Origin of the sequence: Actinosynnema sp. NPDC020468 (assembly GCF_040642015.1) — a bacterium.
GTDB lineage: Bacteria > Actinomycetota > Actinomycetes > Mycobacteriales > Pseudonocardiaceae > Actinosynnema.
Genome location: NZ_JBFAEO010000003.1, coordinates 22759 through 39787, shown reverse-complemented (window position 1 = coordinate 39787; position 17029 = coordinate 22759). Strand labels below are relative to the sequence as shown.

General features: G+C 71.6%; 16 protein-coding genes, 1 tRNA gene and 2 pseudogenes. 12 read left to right on the top strand and 7 right to left on the bottom strand.

From position 1 onward, the window contains the following. The first annotated feature begins 66 nt into the window (after positions 1-66). From AB0G50_RS03790 to AB0G50_RS03780, 3 genes are all read left to right on the top strand, one after another. A complete protein-coding gene (locus AB0G50_RS03790; protein ID WP_360101914.1) occupies positions 67-1278 on the top strand; it encodes a thioester domain-containing protein in 1212 nt (403 codons plus the stop codon). Between the two features lie 204 nt (positions 1279-1482). Continuing rightward, positions 1483-1656 (top strand): antitoxin, encoded by a 174-nt coding sequence (locus AB0G50_RS03785; RefSeq protein ID WP_360101912.1) that lies wholly within the window; start codon positions 1483-1485, stop codon positions 1654-1656. 62 nt (positions 1657-1718) lie between these two features. Beyond that, the gene (locus AB0G50_RS03780; RefSeq protein WP_360101910.1) at positions 1719-2276 is read left to right on the top strand and encodes a putative glycolipid-binding domain-containing protein; all 558 of its coding nucleotides are present in this window, start codon (positions 1719-1721) and stop codon (positions 2274-2276) included. Positions 2277-2456: 180 nt separating this feature from the next. Here AB0G50_RS03780 and AB0G50_RS03775 read toward each other — a convergent pair whose 3' ends face one another. The 5 genes and pseudogenes from AB0G50_RS03775 to AB0G50_RS03755 all read right to left on the bottom strand — a co-directional run bounded on the left by AB0G50_RS03775 (position 2457) and on the right by AB0G50_RS03755 (position 10420). Then, positions 2457-3638, bottom strand: coding sequence for a thiolase family protein (locus AB0G50_RS03775; RefSeq protein ID WP_360101908.1), 1182 nt, complete (start codon positions 3636-3638; stop codon positions 2457-2459). A 13-nt stretch (positions 3639-3651) separates the two neighbouring features. Beyond that, the gene (locus AB0G50_RS03770; RefSeq protein ID WP_360101906.1) at positions 3652-5424 is read right to left on the bottom strand and encodes a hypothetical protein; all 1773 of its coding nucleotides are present in this window, start codon (positions 5422-5424) and stop codon (positions 3652-3654) included. A 56-nt stretch (positions 5425-5480) separates the two neighbouring features. Continuing rightward, positions 5481-7115 (bottom strand): fibronectin type III domain-containing protein, encoded by a 1635-nt coding sequence (locus AB0G50_RS03765; protein ID WP_360101904.1) that lies wholly within the window; start codon positions 7113-7115, stop codon positions 5481-5483. Between the two features lie 1168 nt (positions 7116-8283). Beyond that, a pseudogene (locus tag AB0G50_RS03760) lies at positions 8284-9147 on the bottom strand (prephenate dehydrogenase); the annotation flags it as partial. 37 nt (positions 9148-9184) lie between these two features. Then, positions 9185-10420: a M20 family metallopeptidase gene (locus AB0G50_RS03755; RefSeq protein ID WP_360101902.1), complete on the bottom strand. Its 1236-nt coding sequence runs from the start codon at positions 10418-10420 to the stop codon at positions 9185-9187. A gap of 90 nt (positions 10421-10510) precedes the next feature. On the opposite strand from AB0G50_RS03755, the gene AB0G50_RS03750 reads away from it, so the two are divergent. From AB0G50_RS03750 to AB0G50_RS03720, 7 genes and pseudogenes are all read left to right on the top strand, one after another. Continuing rightward, complete coding sequence (locus AB0G50_RS03750; RefSeq protein ID WP_360101900.1) at positions 10511-10999, top strand: tRNA adenosine deaminase-associated protein; 489 nt, start codon at positions 10511-10513, stop codon at positions 10997-10999. A 14-nt stretch (positions 11000-11013) separates the two neighbouring features. Beyond that, a complete protein-coding gene (locus AB0G50_RS03745; protein WP_360102322.1) occupies positions 11014-11448 on the top strand; it encodes a nucleoside deaminase in 435 nt (144 codons plus the stop codon). Positions 11449-11509: 61 nt separating this feature from the next. Continuing rightward, the gene (locus AB0G50_RS03740; protein WP_360101898.1) at positions 11510-12028 is read left to right on the top strand and encodes a sigma-70 family RNA polymerase sigma factor; all 519 of its coding nucleotides are present in this window, start codon (positions 11510-11512) and stop codon (positions 12026-12028) included. A 44-nt stretch (positions 12029-12072) separates the two neighbouring features. Then, positions 12073-12157, top strand: a tRNA-Ser gene (locus AB0G50_RS03735). 102 nt (positions 12158-12259) lie between these two features. Further along, positions 12260-12583: pseudogene (locus tag AB0G50_RS03730) on the top strand (phage integrase N-terminal SAM-like domain-containing protein); the annotation flags it as partial. Next, positions 12574-13137 (top strand): site-specific integrase, encoded by a 564-nt coding sequence (locus AB0G50_RS03725; protein WP_360101896.1) that lies wholly within the window; start codon positions 12574-12576, stop codon positions 13135-13137. The pseudogene AB0G50_RS03730 and the gene AB0G50_RS03725, both read left to right, overlap by 10 nt. A gap of 143 nt (positions 13138-13280) precedes the next feature. Further along, positions 13281-13469 carry a hypothetical protein gene (locus tag AB0G50_RS03720; RefSeq protein ID WP_360101894.1) on the top strand — a complete coding sequence of 63 codons (189 nt, stop codon included), beginning with the start codon at positions 13281-13283 and terminating at the stop codon, positions 13467-13469. A gap of 321 nt (positions 13470-13790) precedes the next feature. On the opposite strand, the gene AB0G50_RS03715 is transcribed toward AB0G50_RS03720, so the two are convergent. Both AB0G50_RS03715 and AB0G50_RS03710 read right to left on the bottom strand, forming a co-directional pair. Further along, entirely contained in the window at positions 13791-14627 is an 837-nt protein-coding gene (locus AB0G50_RS03715) for a hypothetical protein (protein WP_360101892.1), read from the bottom strand. Between the two features lie 60 nt (positions 14628-14687). Further along, positions 14688-15191 carry a hypothetical protein gene (locus AB0G50_RS03710; RefSeq protein ID WP_360101890.1) on the bottom strand — a complete coding sequence of 168 codons (504 nt, stop codon included), beginning with the start codon at positions 15189-15191 and terminating at the stop codon, positions 14688-14690. Between the two features lie 342 nt (positions 15192-15533). Between AB0G50_RS03710 and AB0G50_RS03705 the strand changes: the two genes are divergently transcribed. Both AB0G50_RS03705 and AB0G50_RS03700 read left to right on the top strand, forming a co-directional pair. Then, positions 15534-15944, top strand: coding sequence for a helix-turn-helix transcriptional regulator (locus tag AB0G50_RS03705; protein ID WP_360102320.1), 411 nt, complete (start codon positions 15534-15536; stop codon positions 15942-15944). A gap of 46 nt (positions 15945-15990) precedes the next feature. Next, positions 15991-16848, top strand: a complete 858-nt coding sequence (locus tag AB0G50_RS03700; protein WP_360101888.1) for a class I SAM-dependent methyltransferase — start codon at positions 15991-15993, stop codon at positions 16846-16848. Positions 16849-17029: the final 181 nt, after the last annotated feature.

Sequence of the window (17029 nt, the reverse complement as noted above, 5' to 3'; positions counted from 1 at the left end):
TTCACCACATCGGGCTACTCGCGAAGCCTTAGGAGACACATGGCACCCCGGTTGACCTTGAAGCGCGTGGGGGCTGCGGTCCTCGGCGCCTCCGTCGTGCTGACGACCGCCGCCCTTCCCGCCCTCGCGGACCCGGTCAAGGTCGTGCCGATCGAGCGGTCCGACGCGGACTTCGCCAAGTACCACGAAGAGGGCATCAACGTCTGGCTCGAGGGTCACGACGACCCGGACGACGCCGCCGTCGACGCGAACCTGATCGCCCTGTACGTCATCGAGAACGGCGCCAAGAACGTCGTCCAGACCTACTGCGTCGAGCTGCCGACCCAGCTGGTGAACGGCACGCCGCTGCACGAGGTGCCGTGGGACCAGCACCCGAACGCGACGACGAAGTTCAAGGACAACGCCAAGTACGTCAACTGGATCCTGCACCACAGCTACCCGTCGGTCGACTTCGCCAAGGTCGGCGACGAGGCCGGCAAGAAGGTCACCAAGCGCGAGGTCATCGCCGCGACGCAGGCCGCGATCTGGCACTACAGCGACGGCGCGAACCTGTCGACCAAGAACCCGACCGCCGACGACGACCCGACCGTCGACGCGAACGTCAAGGCCGTCTACGACTACCTGACGAGCGCCAAGAACGAGGGTGACGAGCAGCAGCCGAAGCCGACCCTGGAGATCAAGCCGGAGTCGCTGCACGGCAAGGCGGGCGACAAGCCGATCGGCCCGTTCACGCTGACCACGAGCGCGTCCCAGGTCCTGCTGAAGGCCGCGCTGCCCGACGGCGTGAAGTTCACCGACGCCGACGGCAAGGACCTCGGCTCGCCGGTGACCGCCAAGGACGTCTACCTGAAGGTCCCGGCGGGTGCCAAGGCCGGCAAGGTCGAGTTCACCGTCGAGGCGAGCGCGCCCGTCAACCAGGGCCGGCTGTTCGTGAGCGTGGACAAGAACGACAAGACCCAGTCGCTGGTCGTGGCGAAGTCCGGCGACGTGTCGGTCAAGGCGAAGGCGACCGCGGACTGGGAGGAGGGCGTGGTCGAGACGTCCCCGAGCAGCACCGTGCCGTCGACCTGGCCGACCACCACGACCGCCGTGCCCTCGGAGTCCGTCGAGGTCCCGCCGACCATCACCACGACCGACACGCCGCCGGCCGCCGGTGCGGACACCGACGACCTGGCCTACACCGGCGCGTCGATCTTCGTGCCGCTGCTGATCGGCCTCGGCCTGCTGGCCGCAGGCGTCGTGGCGCTGATCGTGGTGCGCCGCCGCAAGTCCGCGTAGTTCCCCGTCGGACGGCCCCCTCGGCGAGCGCCGAGGGGGCCGTTTCGCGTCGGTGCGGACATCCGGGCGATACCCGCTGGTCATGACGTCGCAACCTGGTGGACCGACTGGTCGCGGGCCGTTCCGGGGTGCCGGGGGTACCGTTTGGCGCTGGGGACGCGAGGTCGGTTCGGGTAACCTGCGTCAGGAGTGCGAGGGAGCACCATGAACTTCGACGAGATCAAGAACAAGGCGTCCGAGCTTCTCGAGCAGAACCACGAGAAGGTGGACGACGGCATCGACAAGGCGGCCGAGTTCGTCGCCGGCAAGTTCGGGCACGAGGACCAGGTCAAGTCGGTGGCCGAGAAGGCCAAGGACATCCTTCCGGGTGGAGAGTGAATTCTTCGAACACGGATGAGCGGGTCGCCCAGCTCGGGGAGGCCCGCTCTCCTTCTGCGCGCATGATCACCTGGCAGGGCTACGACGTGCCCCGCCTGGAGCAGGTCCGGTTGCAGCTGTCCGAGCGCAGGCTGCGCGCCTCGGGCCGGCTCGTCACCGCGGGCCCGGGCGAGCAGTTCAGCGGCTCGTTCGAGGTCTCGGTCGGCGAAACCGGCGCGGTCACCCGTTTGCTCCTGCGAACGGCCACCGTGTCCGAGGAACGCCAGATCTCGGTGTCCCGCTCGTCCGAGGGCATCTGGCTGGTCGACCACGGCCAGGGCGCCGAACGCGCCGACTTCGACGGCGCGGTGGACGTGGACGTGCAGTTCGCGGTCCTGTTCAACGCGATCCCGGTGCGCCGGCTGAACCTGCAACGCGAAGAGGGCACCCACGAACTCCCGGTGGTCTACGTGACGCTGCCGGACCTGTCGGTGCAACTGGTGCGCCAGACCTACCGCACGGTGACGATCGAAGAGGACCGCTCGGTGGTGTCGTTCACCCACGGCGACTTCACCCAGGACATCACCTACGACGAGTCAGGCCTGGTCCTCGACTACCCCCGAATCGCCTACCGCCTCTGACTCTCGTTCGGGCGACGCAATCGTTTGCGCCCGGTGTTGGGGCGGCCCGGCCGCAACAGGCGCGAAGCCCTGGCTCCCGCCGTCCGACGGACCTACCAGGGCTCACTTCCTCGGTCGAGCGACCTCGGCCGCAGGAGCGTATCGAGCCGTACGACCGCCGGCTATCGCTGAACCGGGTGATCACACCCGGACGGCCACCGCCATGCCCTGACCGACGCCGACGCACGCCGCCGCGATGCCCAGGCCCCCGCCGCGAGCCCGCAGGTGGCGGCACAGGTCGACGATCACCCGCGGCAGCGAGGCGCCCAGCGGGTGCCCGTACGCGATCGCGCCGCCGTGCACGTTGACCTTCTCCTTCTCCACCTCCGGCAGGTGGTGCAGCACCGACAGGGCCATCGCGGCGAACGCCTCGTTGATCTCCCACAGGTCCACCTCCTCCGCCGACACCTTCAGCCGCGCCAGCAGCTTCCGGATCGCGGACACCGGCGCCAGCGTGAACCGCTGCGGGTCGTCCGCCGTCACGGCGCTGCCCAGCACCTCCGCCAGCGGCTCCAGCCCCAGCTCCGACGCGGTGTCCTCGGAACCCATCAGCACCGCCACCGCGCCGTCGTTCAACGGCGACGAGTTGCCCGCCGTCACCGGACCCGACTCGGAGAACGCGGACGCCAGGTTCGCGAGCTTCGCGAGCGACGTCTCCGGCCGCACCGACTCGTCCCGCCGCACCGACGACCCGTCCGGCAGCTGCACGGGGAACGCGAAACCCTCGTGCACCCCCGCGTCCCACGCCGCCGACGCGCGCCGGTGCGAGCGCAGCGAGTACAGGTCCATCGCCTCCCGGCCGATGCCCAGCCCGACCGCCACGTCCTCGGCCGCCCGACCGAGCGGCACCGTCCACTCCGGTCGCATCCGCCGGTTCACCAACCGCCAGCCGAGCGCCGTCGACGCGGGCTCCAACCGGTCCGGGAACGCCTTCTCCGCGCGCGGCAGCACGAACGGCGCGCGCGTCATCCCCTCCACCCCGCCCGCGATCACCAACGACATGTCGCCCAGCGCCACCGCCCGCGCGGCCTGCACGATCGCCTCGCCGCCGGACGCGCACAGCCGGTTCACCGCGACGCCCGGCACCGACGTCGGCAACCCGGCCAGCAGCGCCGCCATCCGACCGACGTCCCGGTTCTCCTCGCCCGCGCCGTTGGTGTTGCCCAGCACCACGTCGTCCACCAGCGCCGGGTCGACGGGGTGTCTGCGCAGCAGTTCGGTGATCGGCAGAGCGGCCAGGTCGTCCACCCGGACACCGGCCAACCCGCCCCGGTAGCGACCGAACGGCGTGCGGGCGGCGTCGAGGATCAGCGGGCGCTGCATGCGCCCCATCCTCTCACTGCGCCACGAAGAACGGGACGAAAGCCGAGGTGGGGCGGGTGTCCGCGGACGTGCCGAACAGTCGCACCTCGACCAGGTGGGGCCCGGCCGACAGCGCGCCGGTGTTCACCGCGAGCCGCCACCGCCCGGCCACCGCCGGTCCGGCCGCCGTCGTCGGCACCGACGCCACCCGGTCGCCGTCCACCCGCACGGTGAACCCGGCGAGCCCCGCGACCGGCCCCGACGCGTCCAGCACCAGGTCGAGCACCAGCCTGCCGCGCTGCACGGGCGTGCCCTCGGGCACCGGGTGCCCGGCCGCGTCCAGCACGCTGCCGGTGGCCCGGGCGAGTTCGCGCTCCACGCCGCCCAACGGCGCGGTGTCGGTGCTCGGCGGCGTGCCGGTGAACGTGCCGGCCAACTCCAGGTCCACGTGCGACACCTGCACGCGCAGGGTGCTCACGACGGTGGCGTGCAACGTCCCGTCCACCACTCGCACCGCTTCCTTCGGCAGGTCGGCCACCGCGGCGTACCCGGACCGCCACGCCTCGCCCGCCACCGCCGGTCGCAGCGGCACGCTCACCCCGCCCACCACGACGGACAGGTCGGGCGCGCTCGGCGCGGTGTCGGAGTGCAGCAGCGTCAGCCGCAACTGCCCGCCGGTCACCCCGGCCACCGGCTGACCGGCCTCGTCCTCCGCCGCCTTCGCCGCCACCACCACGTCGACCTTCGGCGACGGCACGTACGGCGGCAGCGCGCCCGCGTCGAACGCCACCAGGCTCACCGCGACCCGCTGCCCGGTCGGCCCGGACACCGACAGCAGCGCGGTCGCCTCGGACCACCGCGCGACCGCCGTGCTCGTCGCGACCGTCGACCCGTCGAGCACCACCGACACCCCGTCCGGGCGAATCAGGAGTTCCCACCGGTGGGTGATGCCGGGCTCGAGCAACGGCACCGCGCGCACCGCGGTGGTGGGCGTTCCCTCGGCTGTGAGCACCTCCACGGTGGACGTGCCACCACCGGAGGCCACCCGCAGCCGCAGCACGCCCGGCGGCAGCGGATCGCCGGGCACCGCGCTGAACGGGCCGGGCGCGAGGTCCACGAGCAGTTCGCCGTCCAACCCCGGCCCGTCGGTGTCGACCAGGAACCGGCCCGCGCCGTCGTGCAGCACGAACGGCGCGCGCGAGCGCAGCACGGCGGGCGCGGAGGCGCAGTTGCTGCTGAGCACGAGCCGCCGGCCGTCGTCGTCGCGACCGGGCGTGGCGCGCGCGCAGTTCGGTCGCGACGAGAGCCGCCAGCGGGTCGGGTCGGGCGCGTTCGGCTGGTCGAACCGGTCCACGAAACCGGCGTCGACCCGTGACGACTGCGGCGTCCCGGCACCGCGCGCCGGTTCCGACCGCTGCCCGAACGCGTCCACCGCCCGCACCTCGACGGTGTACTGCACGTCGTCGTCCAGGCCGTTCAGCTCGGTGGCGTTGCGGGTGGTCAACGTGCTGCGGTCGAGCCCGTCCCGACCCCAGCGCACCTCGTACCCGGGCGCCTCACCCGTCCAGCGGACCTGGAGGCGGTGCGGTCCGGCGCGGAACGACAGGGCCGTCGGGGCGGTGGGCGGCGCGCCGGGCGTCGGCACCAGCACGCCCTCGCCCGCGAACGGCGCGAGCGAGGTCGGCGGCGGCGCGGACGTGGTGGCCGTCGTCGGCGACTCGGGCGCGCCGGTGGTGCGGAGAACCGCGACCGCACCGCCGAACAGCACCACTGCGGCGGCGATGACGGCGATCCGGCGACGGTCCATGGCGCAAAGCTAGGTCGCGGGGTGATCGCGGTCACCCCTCGTTGCCCAGCTGAGACCTACCTCGGCGGGGTGTCGAACGACTGCTCTTCCGTGCGGACGCCGACCCGCTGGTCCACCGGGAGCACCCGGGCGGTGATCCGGTGCGCTCCGGCGGCCAGGTCGTCGAGCACGAACTCGTGCCGGCCGCCCGCCGAGCCGTTGGTGGGCACGGCGGCGACCTTCGTGCCGTCGAGGTCGAGCTCGACGCCCTTGATCGCGGCCAGCTCCCGCTCGGACCGGCCGTCCAGCTCCACGGCGATCCGCGTCTTGCCCTGGTCCTGCACGACGGTGAGCGACGGCTGCGGCGTGCGCGGCTCGGGCGTGCCCTGGTCGGCGAGCTTGGGCAGCGGGCGGTGCGCGTCCGGGCCGTCGGTGACGACCAGGTGCGAGTCGTAGACGGTGACACCGGCCTCGCCGCTCACCGAGATCCTCCCCTCGCCGCCGGTGACCGGGAAGTCCGCGTACACCACGGCGTTGCGGCCCTGGTCGACCTCGGACGCCGGGCTCAGGAAGGTCGCGGTGGCCGACCGGTCGTCGTACTTGATCGTCACCGGCGTCTTCTCGGCCACCACGGTCGCGACCACGCGGACCGAGGTGCCGCCGGCGACCAGGTCGCGCGGCGGCGACTTGAGCACCGCGGCGTTGTGGTCCTGGGTGCCGGGTCCGAGCGGGACCACCGACGACCGCTGCGGCGACTGGGGCGTGCCGGCGACGCCGAACGAGTCGAGCGTGGTGCCGCGGGCGTTGCGGAACACCAGGCGCGGCCGGGCGGTTTTCCACGGGATCTCCACCGACGAGGTGGCCAGCGCCTCGCCGTCGCGGAGCGCGACCACCGTGTCGTCCAGGATCCGGACCTCCCAGCGGTGCCGGACGCCCGGCGTCGGCGGCGCGACGGAGCTGTTGATGTTGACGACGCCGGAGTTCGGCAGCGCGCCCTCGCCGACGTCGAACGACGCGCCCTGCCTGGTCACGTGCAGCACGATCGAGCCGGTCGGGAAGGGCGCGGCGAGCTTGCCGAGGTCCTGGTAGGGCTCGGGCAGCAGGACGATCAGGAACTCGCCGTCGTCCGCGCCGGCCGGACCGTCGGTGGTGAACACGACCCGGCCGAACGCGCCGTCCTTGTCCGGCTTGTCGGTGAGCTGGAGCGGGGTGTTGGCCTGGAGTTCGAGCTCCTCGCAGGTCACCTCCACCCGCTTGCCGTTGAACGGGCGCAACCCGACGCAGTCGGCGTTGCCGTGCAGCCGCCAGCGCTGCGGGTCGAGGCCGCTCGGGCCGTCGAAGACGTCGACGGGTTGGACCAGGCCGTCCAGCCGGTGCGGCTCGGCCAGCCTGTTCGGCACGCCGCTCGCCCTGGCCGGCTCGGACCGCTTGCCGAGCGGGTCGAGCGCCCGCACCTCGACGTCGGTCGTCGCCTCGGGGTCCAGGTCGGTGAGCTCCACCTCGGTGTTCTGCACGAGGCGGACGTGGTCGCCCCACCGGACCTCGAACCCGTTGCGCGTGTAGCCGCCGGCGGCGGTCCACTGCGCCCGGATGCTCGTCCGGTCGAGCGCGGACAGCTTCAGGTCCTGGGGCGTGGCGAGTTCCTGGGAATCGGGCGCGTACGCCACTCTAGAATCCAGGTACCGGCCGAACGCCACGTCTTCTTCAGGCATCGTCCCCTGCCGCAACACGACGACCGCGCCGACAACCAGCGCGACTCCACCGACAACCGCGACCACCCCGAGTCGTCCCACACCACGACAATACGACTCGCGAGTGCCGATTGCGACCCCGCTCTGCTTGGCCTTCGCTCGAATTCCCACCCACCGGCCCGGCTATTCCGCAACCCCTATTCCCGCTAGTCAGAGTCGCTGCCGCCGCACCCGATCAGCCCACCTGGGTGCGAATTCCGCAGGCCCGAACCCGGACGCGACCGAATTTCGCGATCCCGCATTGCCTTCCGGTCGACCCGTCAATTCCCCGCGGCTCCGCCAATTCCCACCGTGGCCACGCTTTCACCCGGTCGATCCGCCACCGCGAAGCGCTCGAATGATGCACGCCGGGTTAGCGCCGTGATAGCGCGAGGATAGAACTTCCGCCGCCGATGTGAGTTCGACGTAAATTCCGCGCCCTTTGTAGGATCATAGGCGGCAAGGATCGTCCCCTCATTGACAAGTAGGATCGTTCAACAACCCCACAATCCCACTTATCAACGAGAGAACATCAGGGCGTGTAGGTCCGCACGACGTGGCGGGAGAGCCCGACGACCCGACCTCCGACGCGACCCAGGGCGGTCAGCGCGCCGAGGGCGCCGGGCGCGGCGAGGTCGATGGTGGCGTCCTCGCGACCAAGGGCCGCGTCGGCCACCACCCCTCCCCGCTCGTCCTGGCCCGAGGTGCCCGCGGGAGTGAGGGCGCGGTCGGTGGGCGTGGTCGCGGGCGTCGCGTCGCGGTCGGTCGGCGCGGCTGCGGACGGTGGGGTGTGGTCGGTGGGCCTGATCGCCGGCAACGCGGCGTGGTCGGCCAGTGCGGCTGCGGGCGGTGGGGTGCTGTCGGTGGGTGTGATCGCGGGCGTCGCGTCGCGGTCGGTCGGCGCGGCTGCGGGCGGTGAGGTGCGGCCGGAGGAAGGGGAGGCGGGAGCGGCGCCGGCGTGGTCGGCCGAAGGACCCGTGCCCCCGTGGGCCAAGTCGGTGGAAGGACCCGCGCCCTCGTCGGCCAGGTCGGCGGAAGGAACCTCGCGCCCATGGGCCGGGTCGGTGGAAGCAGCCGCGTCCCCGTCGGCCAGGTCGGTGGAAGCAGCCGTGCCCTCGTCGGCCCTATCGGCGGAGGTGGTCGTGGGAGCGGTGGTCGTGGGGGCGTGGTCGAAGCGGGCGCGGTGGAAGTGGAGGGCTTGGCGGGCCTCGTGGCCGGCGTCGATGGTTTTCGCCAGGCCGCCCGTCGACGCCAGGGAGCCGCGGGCCGCGCCGAGGCGGCCCAAGGCGTCGTCCACCGCGTCCAGCAGCGCGGCCCGGTTGCCCTCGCACATCGCGCGCACCAGTTCCGGCCGGCTGCCCGCCACCCGCGTCCCGTCCGCGAACGACCCCGCGGCCAGCGACAGCGCCAACGGCCCGCCGTCCGCGCCCACGCTCGCCAGCACCGCCGCCAGCACGTGCGGCAGGTGCGAGATCCGCGCCACCGCCGAGTCGTGCTCGGCCGCCGACGTCGGCACCACGTGCGCGCCCGCGTCCAGCGCCAGCGAGATCACGTCCTCGAGCACCTCGCGGTCGGTGTCGTCCTCGACCGCCACCACCCACGCCGCGCCGTCGAACAACCCGGCGCCACCGGCGTCCCACCCCGAAGCCGACGTGCCGGCCATCGGGTGACCGCCCACGTACCGCACCCCGGGCGCGACCCGGCGCACGAGGTCGTCCACCGGACCCTTCACGCTCACCACGTCGGTCACCCGCACCCCGGCCGGCACCGCCCGCAGCACCTCTTCCACCGCGAACAGCGGCACCGCGACCACCAGCAGCCCGTCGACCGCCACGACCCGGTCCAGCGCCGAGGCGAGGTCCACGACCTCGAACCCGTCCCGCCGGGCCGCCGCCGCGTCCGCCTCCGACGCCGTCACGCCCCACGCGGAACGCCCCGCCGCACGCGCCGCGCGCAGCACCGAGCCGCCGATCAACCCCAGTCCGACCACGCACACGTCACGCACGGCCCTCATCCTGCCGGCGGGCGCCGGAGCGCCCGCCGACCAGGCGTCACCGCAGCGCGTCCAGCGCGAACGCCGAGTACACGACCACGCCGTGCTCCATCGCGGCCTCGTCGAACAGCACGCGGCTGGAGTGGTTCGCCTCCGCGTGCGCCAGGTCCACCCCGCGCGGGCACGCGCCGAGGAACGCCATCGCGCCCGGCACCTTCTGCAACACGTACGACCAGTCCTCGGCGCCCATCAGCGGGTCCTCCATCGGCACCGCCCACCGCGCGCCCAGCGCCGACGCCGCGACGTCCACCACGTGCGGGCCGACCACGTCGTCGTTCACCGTCACCGGGTACCCCGGCACGATCTCGACCTTCGCCGTGCACCCGTGCGCCGCGGCCACGTGCGCGACCAGCTCGGGCAGTTCGCGCAGCACGAACGTCCGGGTCTCCTCGGACAGCGTCCGGACGGTGCCCTCCAGCAGCGCGGACTCCGGGATGATGTTGCTCGTGGTGCCGGCGAGGATCCGCCCGACGGTCACCACCGCCGGCCGGTGCACGCTCACCCGCCGTGCCACCAGCGCGTTGAACGCGGGCACCAGCGCCGCCGCGGCCTGCACCGGGTCGATCGCGTCGTGCGGCATGCCGCCGTGCCCGCCGCGCCCGGTGACCCGCACGGTGAAGGTGTCCGCGGACGCCATGATCGGGCCGGGCCTGCTCACCACCACGCCGGACTGCAAGGTGGACGAGATGTGCAGCGCCAGCGCCTTCTCCACCGGCGTGCCACCCGCGTCGAGCACGCCCTCCTCGATCATGAACCGGGCGCCGTGGTGACCCTCCTCACCCGGCTGGAACATGAACACGACCTGCCCGTTCAACGCGTCCCGCCGCGACGACAGCAGCCGGGCCGCGGACGCGAGCATCGCCACGTGGGTGTCGTGCCCGCACGCGTGCATCGTCCCGTCGACCTCGGACGAGTACTCCAACCCCGTCTCCTCCTGGAGCGGCAGCGCGTCCATGTCGCCGCGCAGCAGCACGGTCGGGCCCGGCCGCGCGCCGCGCAGCACCGCCGTGAGAGAGGAAGTGCTGGTACCGGTGGTGATCTCCAGCGGCAACCCGTTCAGCGCGTGCTCGATCGCGGCCTGCGTGGCGGGCAGCTCCAACCCCTGCTCGGGGTGCCGGTGGATCTGGCGGCGCAGCGCCACCGTCCGGGGCTGGAGGGCCCGTGCCGCTTCCGCCAACCCCGTGAACCGTGGCTCCGGAGTGGTCGGCTGGGCGTTCGACAGAGTTGTGCTCATCCCTCGATAGTGGCACCCGTTCCACCCCGATGCCGGGACGCGAGGCCCCCGTGCTACCGGGTGTGGTGCGGTGGCCCTACGGTGTGCACCATGGCAGACCAGGAGCCCGTCGGTGGCTTCGCAGTCGCCGTCGTCCGCGAGGACGGCCGCTGGCGGTGCAGCAAGATGGACAGCTCCGCGCTGTCCGAACTCGACGCGGCGATCACGGAGCTGCGTCAACTGCGCTCCACGGGTGCGGTGTTCGGTCTGCTGGCCGTGGACGACGAGTTCTTCATCGTGCTGAGGCCCGTGCCGGGAGGGGTGTCGCTGCTGCTGTCGGACGCCGCCGCGGCGCTGGACTACGACATCGCCGCGGACGTGCTCGACCTGCTGCGCGTGGACCCTCCCGACGAGGAGGACGAGGAGCTGTGGCCCGAGGGCGACCTCGCGGTGCTCGCGGACCTCGGGATGCCGCGCCACGAGTTGCAGGTCATCGTGGACGAGGTCGACCTCTACCCCGACGAACAGCTCCAGATGATCGCCCAGCGGATCGGCTTCGGCGACGAGTTCACCAAGTTGCTGGACACTATTCAGGCGTGACGCCTTACGAAGAGATGGTCTCGTCCGCATTGGAAGTCGCTTCGCTGGCGCCCGCCACGGGTGACATCCCCATCGGCGCGGTGGTCTACGGCCCGGACGGCGCGGAACTCGCCCGCGCGTGCAACGGCCGCGAAGCGCTCGGCGACCCCACCGCGCACGCCGAGGTGCTGGCCCTGAGAGCGGCGGCCGGCCGGTTCGGCGACGGGTGGCGGCTGACCGGCTGCACGCTCGCCGTGACGGTCGAACCCTGCACGATGTGCGCCGGCGCGCTGGTGCTGGCCCGGGTGTCGCGGGTGGTCTTCGGCGCCTGGGAGCCGCGCACCGGCGCGGTGGGCTCGCTGTGGGACGTGGTGCGCGACCGCCGGCTGAACCACCGCCCGGAGGTGGTCGGCGGCGTGCTGGAGTCGTCGTGCGCCGCCCTGCTGGAGGGCTTCTTCGCCGACCTCTAGCCGGCTCGTTGAAGTAGCCGCCTCCGGTGGTCGGTGCCACGATCCCGTGGTGGAGGACGCGGTGCTTGCGGTACTGGTGGCCAGGGGTGACCGTGCGGCGTTTGCGGCGCTGGTGGACCGGTACTCGGTGCGGGTGTTCCGGGTGGCGGTCCGTATCCTGGGCGACGCGGCCGAGGCGGAGGACGTCACCCAGGAGGTCTTCGCGACCGCGTGGGGCCGGCTGGGCGACCTGGCCGACCCCGCGGCGGTCCGCACGTGGCTGTTCCGGGTGACCGAACGCCACTGCCTGGGCGTCCTCCGCACCCGCCGCTGCGTGGTGGTCCCGTCGGTGCCGGAACAGCGCTGCGCCTCCTCCGACGACCCCCAACACCTGGTCGAGGCCGCGGCGACGGTGACGGCCCTGCACGCGGCGGTGTCCACCCTGCCGCCCACCCAACGCGCGGTCTGGTTCCTGGCGGAGGTCGAAGGACTGTCGTACGCGCAGATAGCAACCACCCTGACCACCTCGGAGGAATCCGTCCGAGGCCGCCTGTGCCGAGCCCGCGGCCGCCTGGCGGACGCGATGAGAAGCTGGCGCTGACCCCCACTTCCACCCCCGTTCGGGGGACCTGTATTGTTCTCGGCGGTGGCGTGTCCGAGCGGCCGAAGGAGCACGCCTCGAAAGCGTGTGAGGTGAAAGCCTCCGTGGGTTCAAATCCCACCGCCACCGCTGAAGACGGGGTCCCAGCTGCGGAAACGCAGCGGGACCCCGTTTCTGTTTCCGGGTGCTCCACCTCCGCCGACGGGTTCGCAGCGAACACAACTGCGCACCTTGAACCGGAGCACTCCGTGGGTACGAAAGCCCTCCTCGACTGGGGATCTCGGTCACTCCCTCCACCGCCACTGGCACGCGCTCGTCCGCGACTGGCGCCGATCCCTCCGCGCGGACGGCAAGAGCGACGCGACCATCCGGATATACCTGACGGCGGTGCGGCACCTCGTCGCGTGGCTGATCGCGGAGGGTGATCTCTGCACCGCCGACGAGGTCACCCGAAGCCACGTGCGGGGCTGGGTGGCGCACATGATCGACACGCGTTCGGCCGCGACCGCGAACACCAACTACCGGGCGATCCGGCTGTTCTTCACGTGGCTGATCGGCGAAGAGGTCATCACCCGGTCACCGATGGAGGGCACCGGCAGCCCGAGGCGCCCGACAAGCCGATCCCCGTCATCCGCGACCGGGAGATGTCCAAGATCCTCGGTGGCTGCACGGGACGCGGGTTCCTGGCGTCGCGCGACCGCGCGATCATCCGCCTGCTCGCGGACACCGGCGTGCGCCGATCCCAGATCGCCGGTTTGGACGTGGACGACGTCGACTTGGCCTACGACTTCATCCGGGTGACCGGCAAGGGTGGACACGTGCGGACCGTGCCGTTCGGCGCGAAGACGGGCAAGGGCAGGCTGAGCCCTGTCGCGCTCGGGCACATGCTCACCAGACGCGGCGCCGCCGTGGGGATCGAAGGTCTGCACACCCACCAGTTCCGGCACACGTTCGCCCACACCTTCCGCAAGCTCGGCGGCAACGACTCGGATCTCAAGCGGCTGGGTGGGTGGAAGTCGGACGCGATGTTGGAGCGCTACGGCCGGAGCGCGGCGGACGAGCGAGCACGCGAAGCCCACCGGCGCCTAGCCATCGGAGACCGCTACTAGCTGCGGATTCACCCTCGACACGACCCCTGACCGGGCATTCCGGCGGCTACCGCGCCGATCAGGACACCCTGGACGGGTTCTCCGGCCCAGACTCGATCCTTGCGCCGGCGGAGTCCGGGACCGTGCCGCTCAAGGAGGTGCACGTGGCGTACTTCGACTGGGCGGAGGAGGAAGGTCACGCCGAGCGCCACCGCTACACCCTGCGCAACCTGAAGACCGAGTTGGAGAACCGTGGGTTCACCTTCGGCCGTACCGGCGGGCGACAGATGATCCGCAACGCCCGGTTGAACCGTTCGGGAACCCGCCCGGTCCCGCCGGTCGCCGCCGTCTGATCGACGCGGGGGGTGCGCAGGTGCGTACCTGAGTCTCACCGGCTCTTCGTTATTTGATGTTCTGATTCGACCCCACTATCCCTAGAGGGAAATTGGGGTCTGTTCGCGCCTGCCCACCTCCGCGTGAATGCGGCGGGTTCGTCGGGGGCGACTGCCGCAGGGGGAGGGTGGTCCGAAAGTTCAGGGCCTCCCTCCCCTCTGGGCATCCCGGCCACTCTTCGCACACGCCCTGAGTGTCGTGGTGTTTTTCCGGCGCGAAATGGCTGGTTGGGGCGTTTCGGGTGTCGAACCGGCTTCTCGCGGAGACGCTTGAAGCGTCGGTTAGTCGGTGTTGAGTGCGTGGTAGTAGCTCATTCGGTGCCGCGTCCACGTACGTACTGCTGTGGTGGGTGGGGTGGTGGCGAATCGGCGTTCCCACATGCGGAGCAGCGATGCGGCAAACGAGGTGATCGCGTGCGGCGGTGCTGCTGCGAAGGCGTCGAAGCGCTGTGCCCAGTTCTCGGCCGCGTCGGGGCGGTGTCCTTCGGCGATCAGTCGGACCGTCAGGAACGCGGGGTCGATCCACGCGGCACCGGTGCGCCACCAGGCCCAGTCGATCACCTTCGCGGTGCCGGTGATCAGGAAGTTGGCCGGGTTCAGGTCGGAGTGGATCAAGCGGTCGCCGTCGAGGTGTTCCGGCGCGCGGGCGGCCCAGTCGACGACAAGTTCGGCGTTGGTCTCGGACCACGGATCGGCGTTGTCCGGTGGTGGTGAGCCGAGTTCCTTCTTGAGGGCCTGGTGCCATTGGATGGCCATCGGTCGGGTCTGCGGGGGTTCGCCGGCCGCGATCCGGGCTACCGCGTCGGCGACTGCGGGGAGATCGGTCGAGCCGGGGGACAGGTCCGCGTGGTGACCGTCGAGGTGTTCGAACCCGAGGATCAGCCAGTCATCGGCTTCGACGTGCCACAGCAGGCGTGGCGCGAGTTCGTCGGGCAGGTGCGGGCCGATCGTGAGTTCGTTGCGGTGCATGGCCGCGAGTGGCGAGCCCGTCGTGATGCCCTTGCAGAACACCGGTCCGGACGCCGTGGTGAGCGTGACGGCGAGTTCGGAGTTCCGACCGCTGTCCGGGGACCTCACTTCCGATACCGGTCCGGTGTGCTGTTCCACGGCCTGCCGCACCCCTTCGGGCAGGTCGTGCCAATCACGACGGGTCGCCATCACCTGTTCCTGTTCTGGGGCTCAGCGCCCCGTCGTCACGAGCGTGCGGTTCCGGGCCGCCGCGCCGTCCTCGTCACCACCCTGGCCGCAGTTGGTGCACCCGGCGTGGCACTGGGAGCACTGCGCGGACCCGGCCGTCGCCCACAGGTCCGGGTCCACCTCGAAGCCCGCCGCACGAAGTGCGTCCACCGTAGGGGCGAGCATCCGCGCGGTGTCGGAGGGCGTGGCACGCGGCGGGGCGAACTCCTCGGGCACGTGGTGCAGGAACCGGCCCGCGACGCGGTCGCAGAACTCCGCGTAGTCGACGGTGTTCAGGATGAACTGGTGCCACCCCAGGTCGACCCGCAGGCTCGGGCGGAAGTGGCCGTCCGGGTGGTCGGCGCAGACCTTCAGGAACGCCACGGTCGCGTCCACGATCCGCACCGCCTCGTCACCGGTCATCCCCGCGTGCTCGTTCACGAGCTGCCGGACCAGCCGGTTGCGGACTTCGCTCGAAATCAGTGGCTGGATGGTCGAGAGCGTCATCTTTCCCCTTCCCGTGCGAATTTCGGGAACCTCGCGCAAGGGCGTCCGTGCTGACCGCCAGTGCCTCCACCCACCGCGCGGCTTCTTCTTCGGGAATCCGGATTCCCTCCGGGTCTCGGGCCTCCCGAATAATCACCAGGGCAACCTGTGTCCACGCGTGCAGGTCGAGCACCGCAAGGCTCCGTTGTGCGTTCTGGGTGGTGGTCCGGTGATCCCCGTCGGGGTGGTGATCACCGGACCGGCCACGGGGCTTGTGCCCTGCCAGTAGCTTGGCTGTGGCACACCGCTCGCGGAACGGATTCGGTGTCCACAGCCGTCCACAGCACGAGGGAGACGGTCGTCATGTCCGAGACGGCGAGAGCACTGCGGAGCGCTCGCGAAAGCGCCAAGGTCAGCTTGGCCGCGCTCGCGAAGCGAACCCACTACAGCAAATCCTTGCTCGGGATGGTGGAAACTGGTCAGCGCACGGCGACGCCCGAACTGATAGCGGCCTACGAACGTGCGCTCGACGCACAGGGGTTGGGTGAGGATGTGAACAGGCGCGAACTGTTAGCCGCAGCGGCGGCGGTGTTGGCCGGAACCACGACCCCCGATCCACTCGTGCGACTGCTGGGCGGCCTCAGTGCGCCCGGTGCGCACGTCCGCGACTGGGGATGTGTTCCCCCGGTCCAGGATCGGGCTCGGGCGGGGTGTCACCCGGTTGCCCCGGACGTGCCCGGAGCAGCGGTCCTCCGGAGGTGGGGGTCTCAGTAGTGTGAGGCCCGTCACGTTGTGGAGGGTGTTGGGAGGGTTGCGGGCGATGAGTGGGCAGGGTTCCACACCGACCCCCGAGGAGGTCGGTGCCGCGTACGACCGGTTCGGTGATCTTTACGCTTACACAGTCGGGGACGCCGGGTTGCACATCGGGTTGTGGTCGCGGCCGGGGGAGCGCGAGCCGGCGAGCACGTTGACCGACCTCGCCAACCGCGCGCAGGAACGGCAGACCGATCATCACGCCGACGCGCTCGCGCTGGCCGCCGGAGACCACCTGCTCGACATCGGGTGTGGCAACGGGCGGCCCGCGGTGCGGATCGCGCGGCGGACCGGGGCGCGTGTCACCGGCATCACGGTCAGCAACGACCAGGTCGGCCGGGCGAACGAGGCAGCACGGGTGGCGGGTGTCGAGGACCGGGTGGGGTTCGGGCTCGGCAACGTGCTCGACCTCGACTTCGCCGACGAGTCGTTCGACGCCGCGCTCGCGATCGAGGTGTTCGTGCACCTGCCCGACCGGCCGCGGGCCTTCCGCGAGGTCGCACGGGTGCTGCGCCCCGGCGGGCACTTCGTGCTCAGCGAGTTCACCGCCCGCGGCGCGCCCGCCGCCGACGAGGAGGCCGCGTTCCGGCAGACCTGGGCGTGCGGCCCGCCGACCACGCTCGCCGACACCCTCGAGCGCGCCGCCGCGGCCGGGCTCGACCCCGTCCGCGTCGAGGACCAGACCCAGAACTGCACCTTCACCGGCGACCTCATGGGCCTGCTCTACACCGAGCACCGCGCTGCGATCGCCGACCGCTACGACACCGACCTCGTCACCGAGCTGGACGCCCTGATCCCGCTGGTCCGCTCCTACACCCGCGACCACCTCGGCTACTACCTGTTCCTGCTGCGCAAACCCCGCTAGCCGCGACCACCCCGACCATCAAGCCGGCCCCGACCACGCAGCGTCACGCCTTCGGGTGACCCCGAAGTGCCCGAACCACGCCCGACCCACCCCGGGGTGTGAAGAACTCTCCCTCACCCGGGTGACCAGCGCGTACATCCGCCACAGGGGGCGTCGGTCGACCTCGTCAGGTGACCGACGC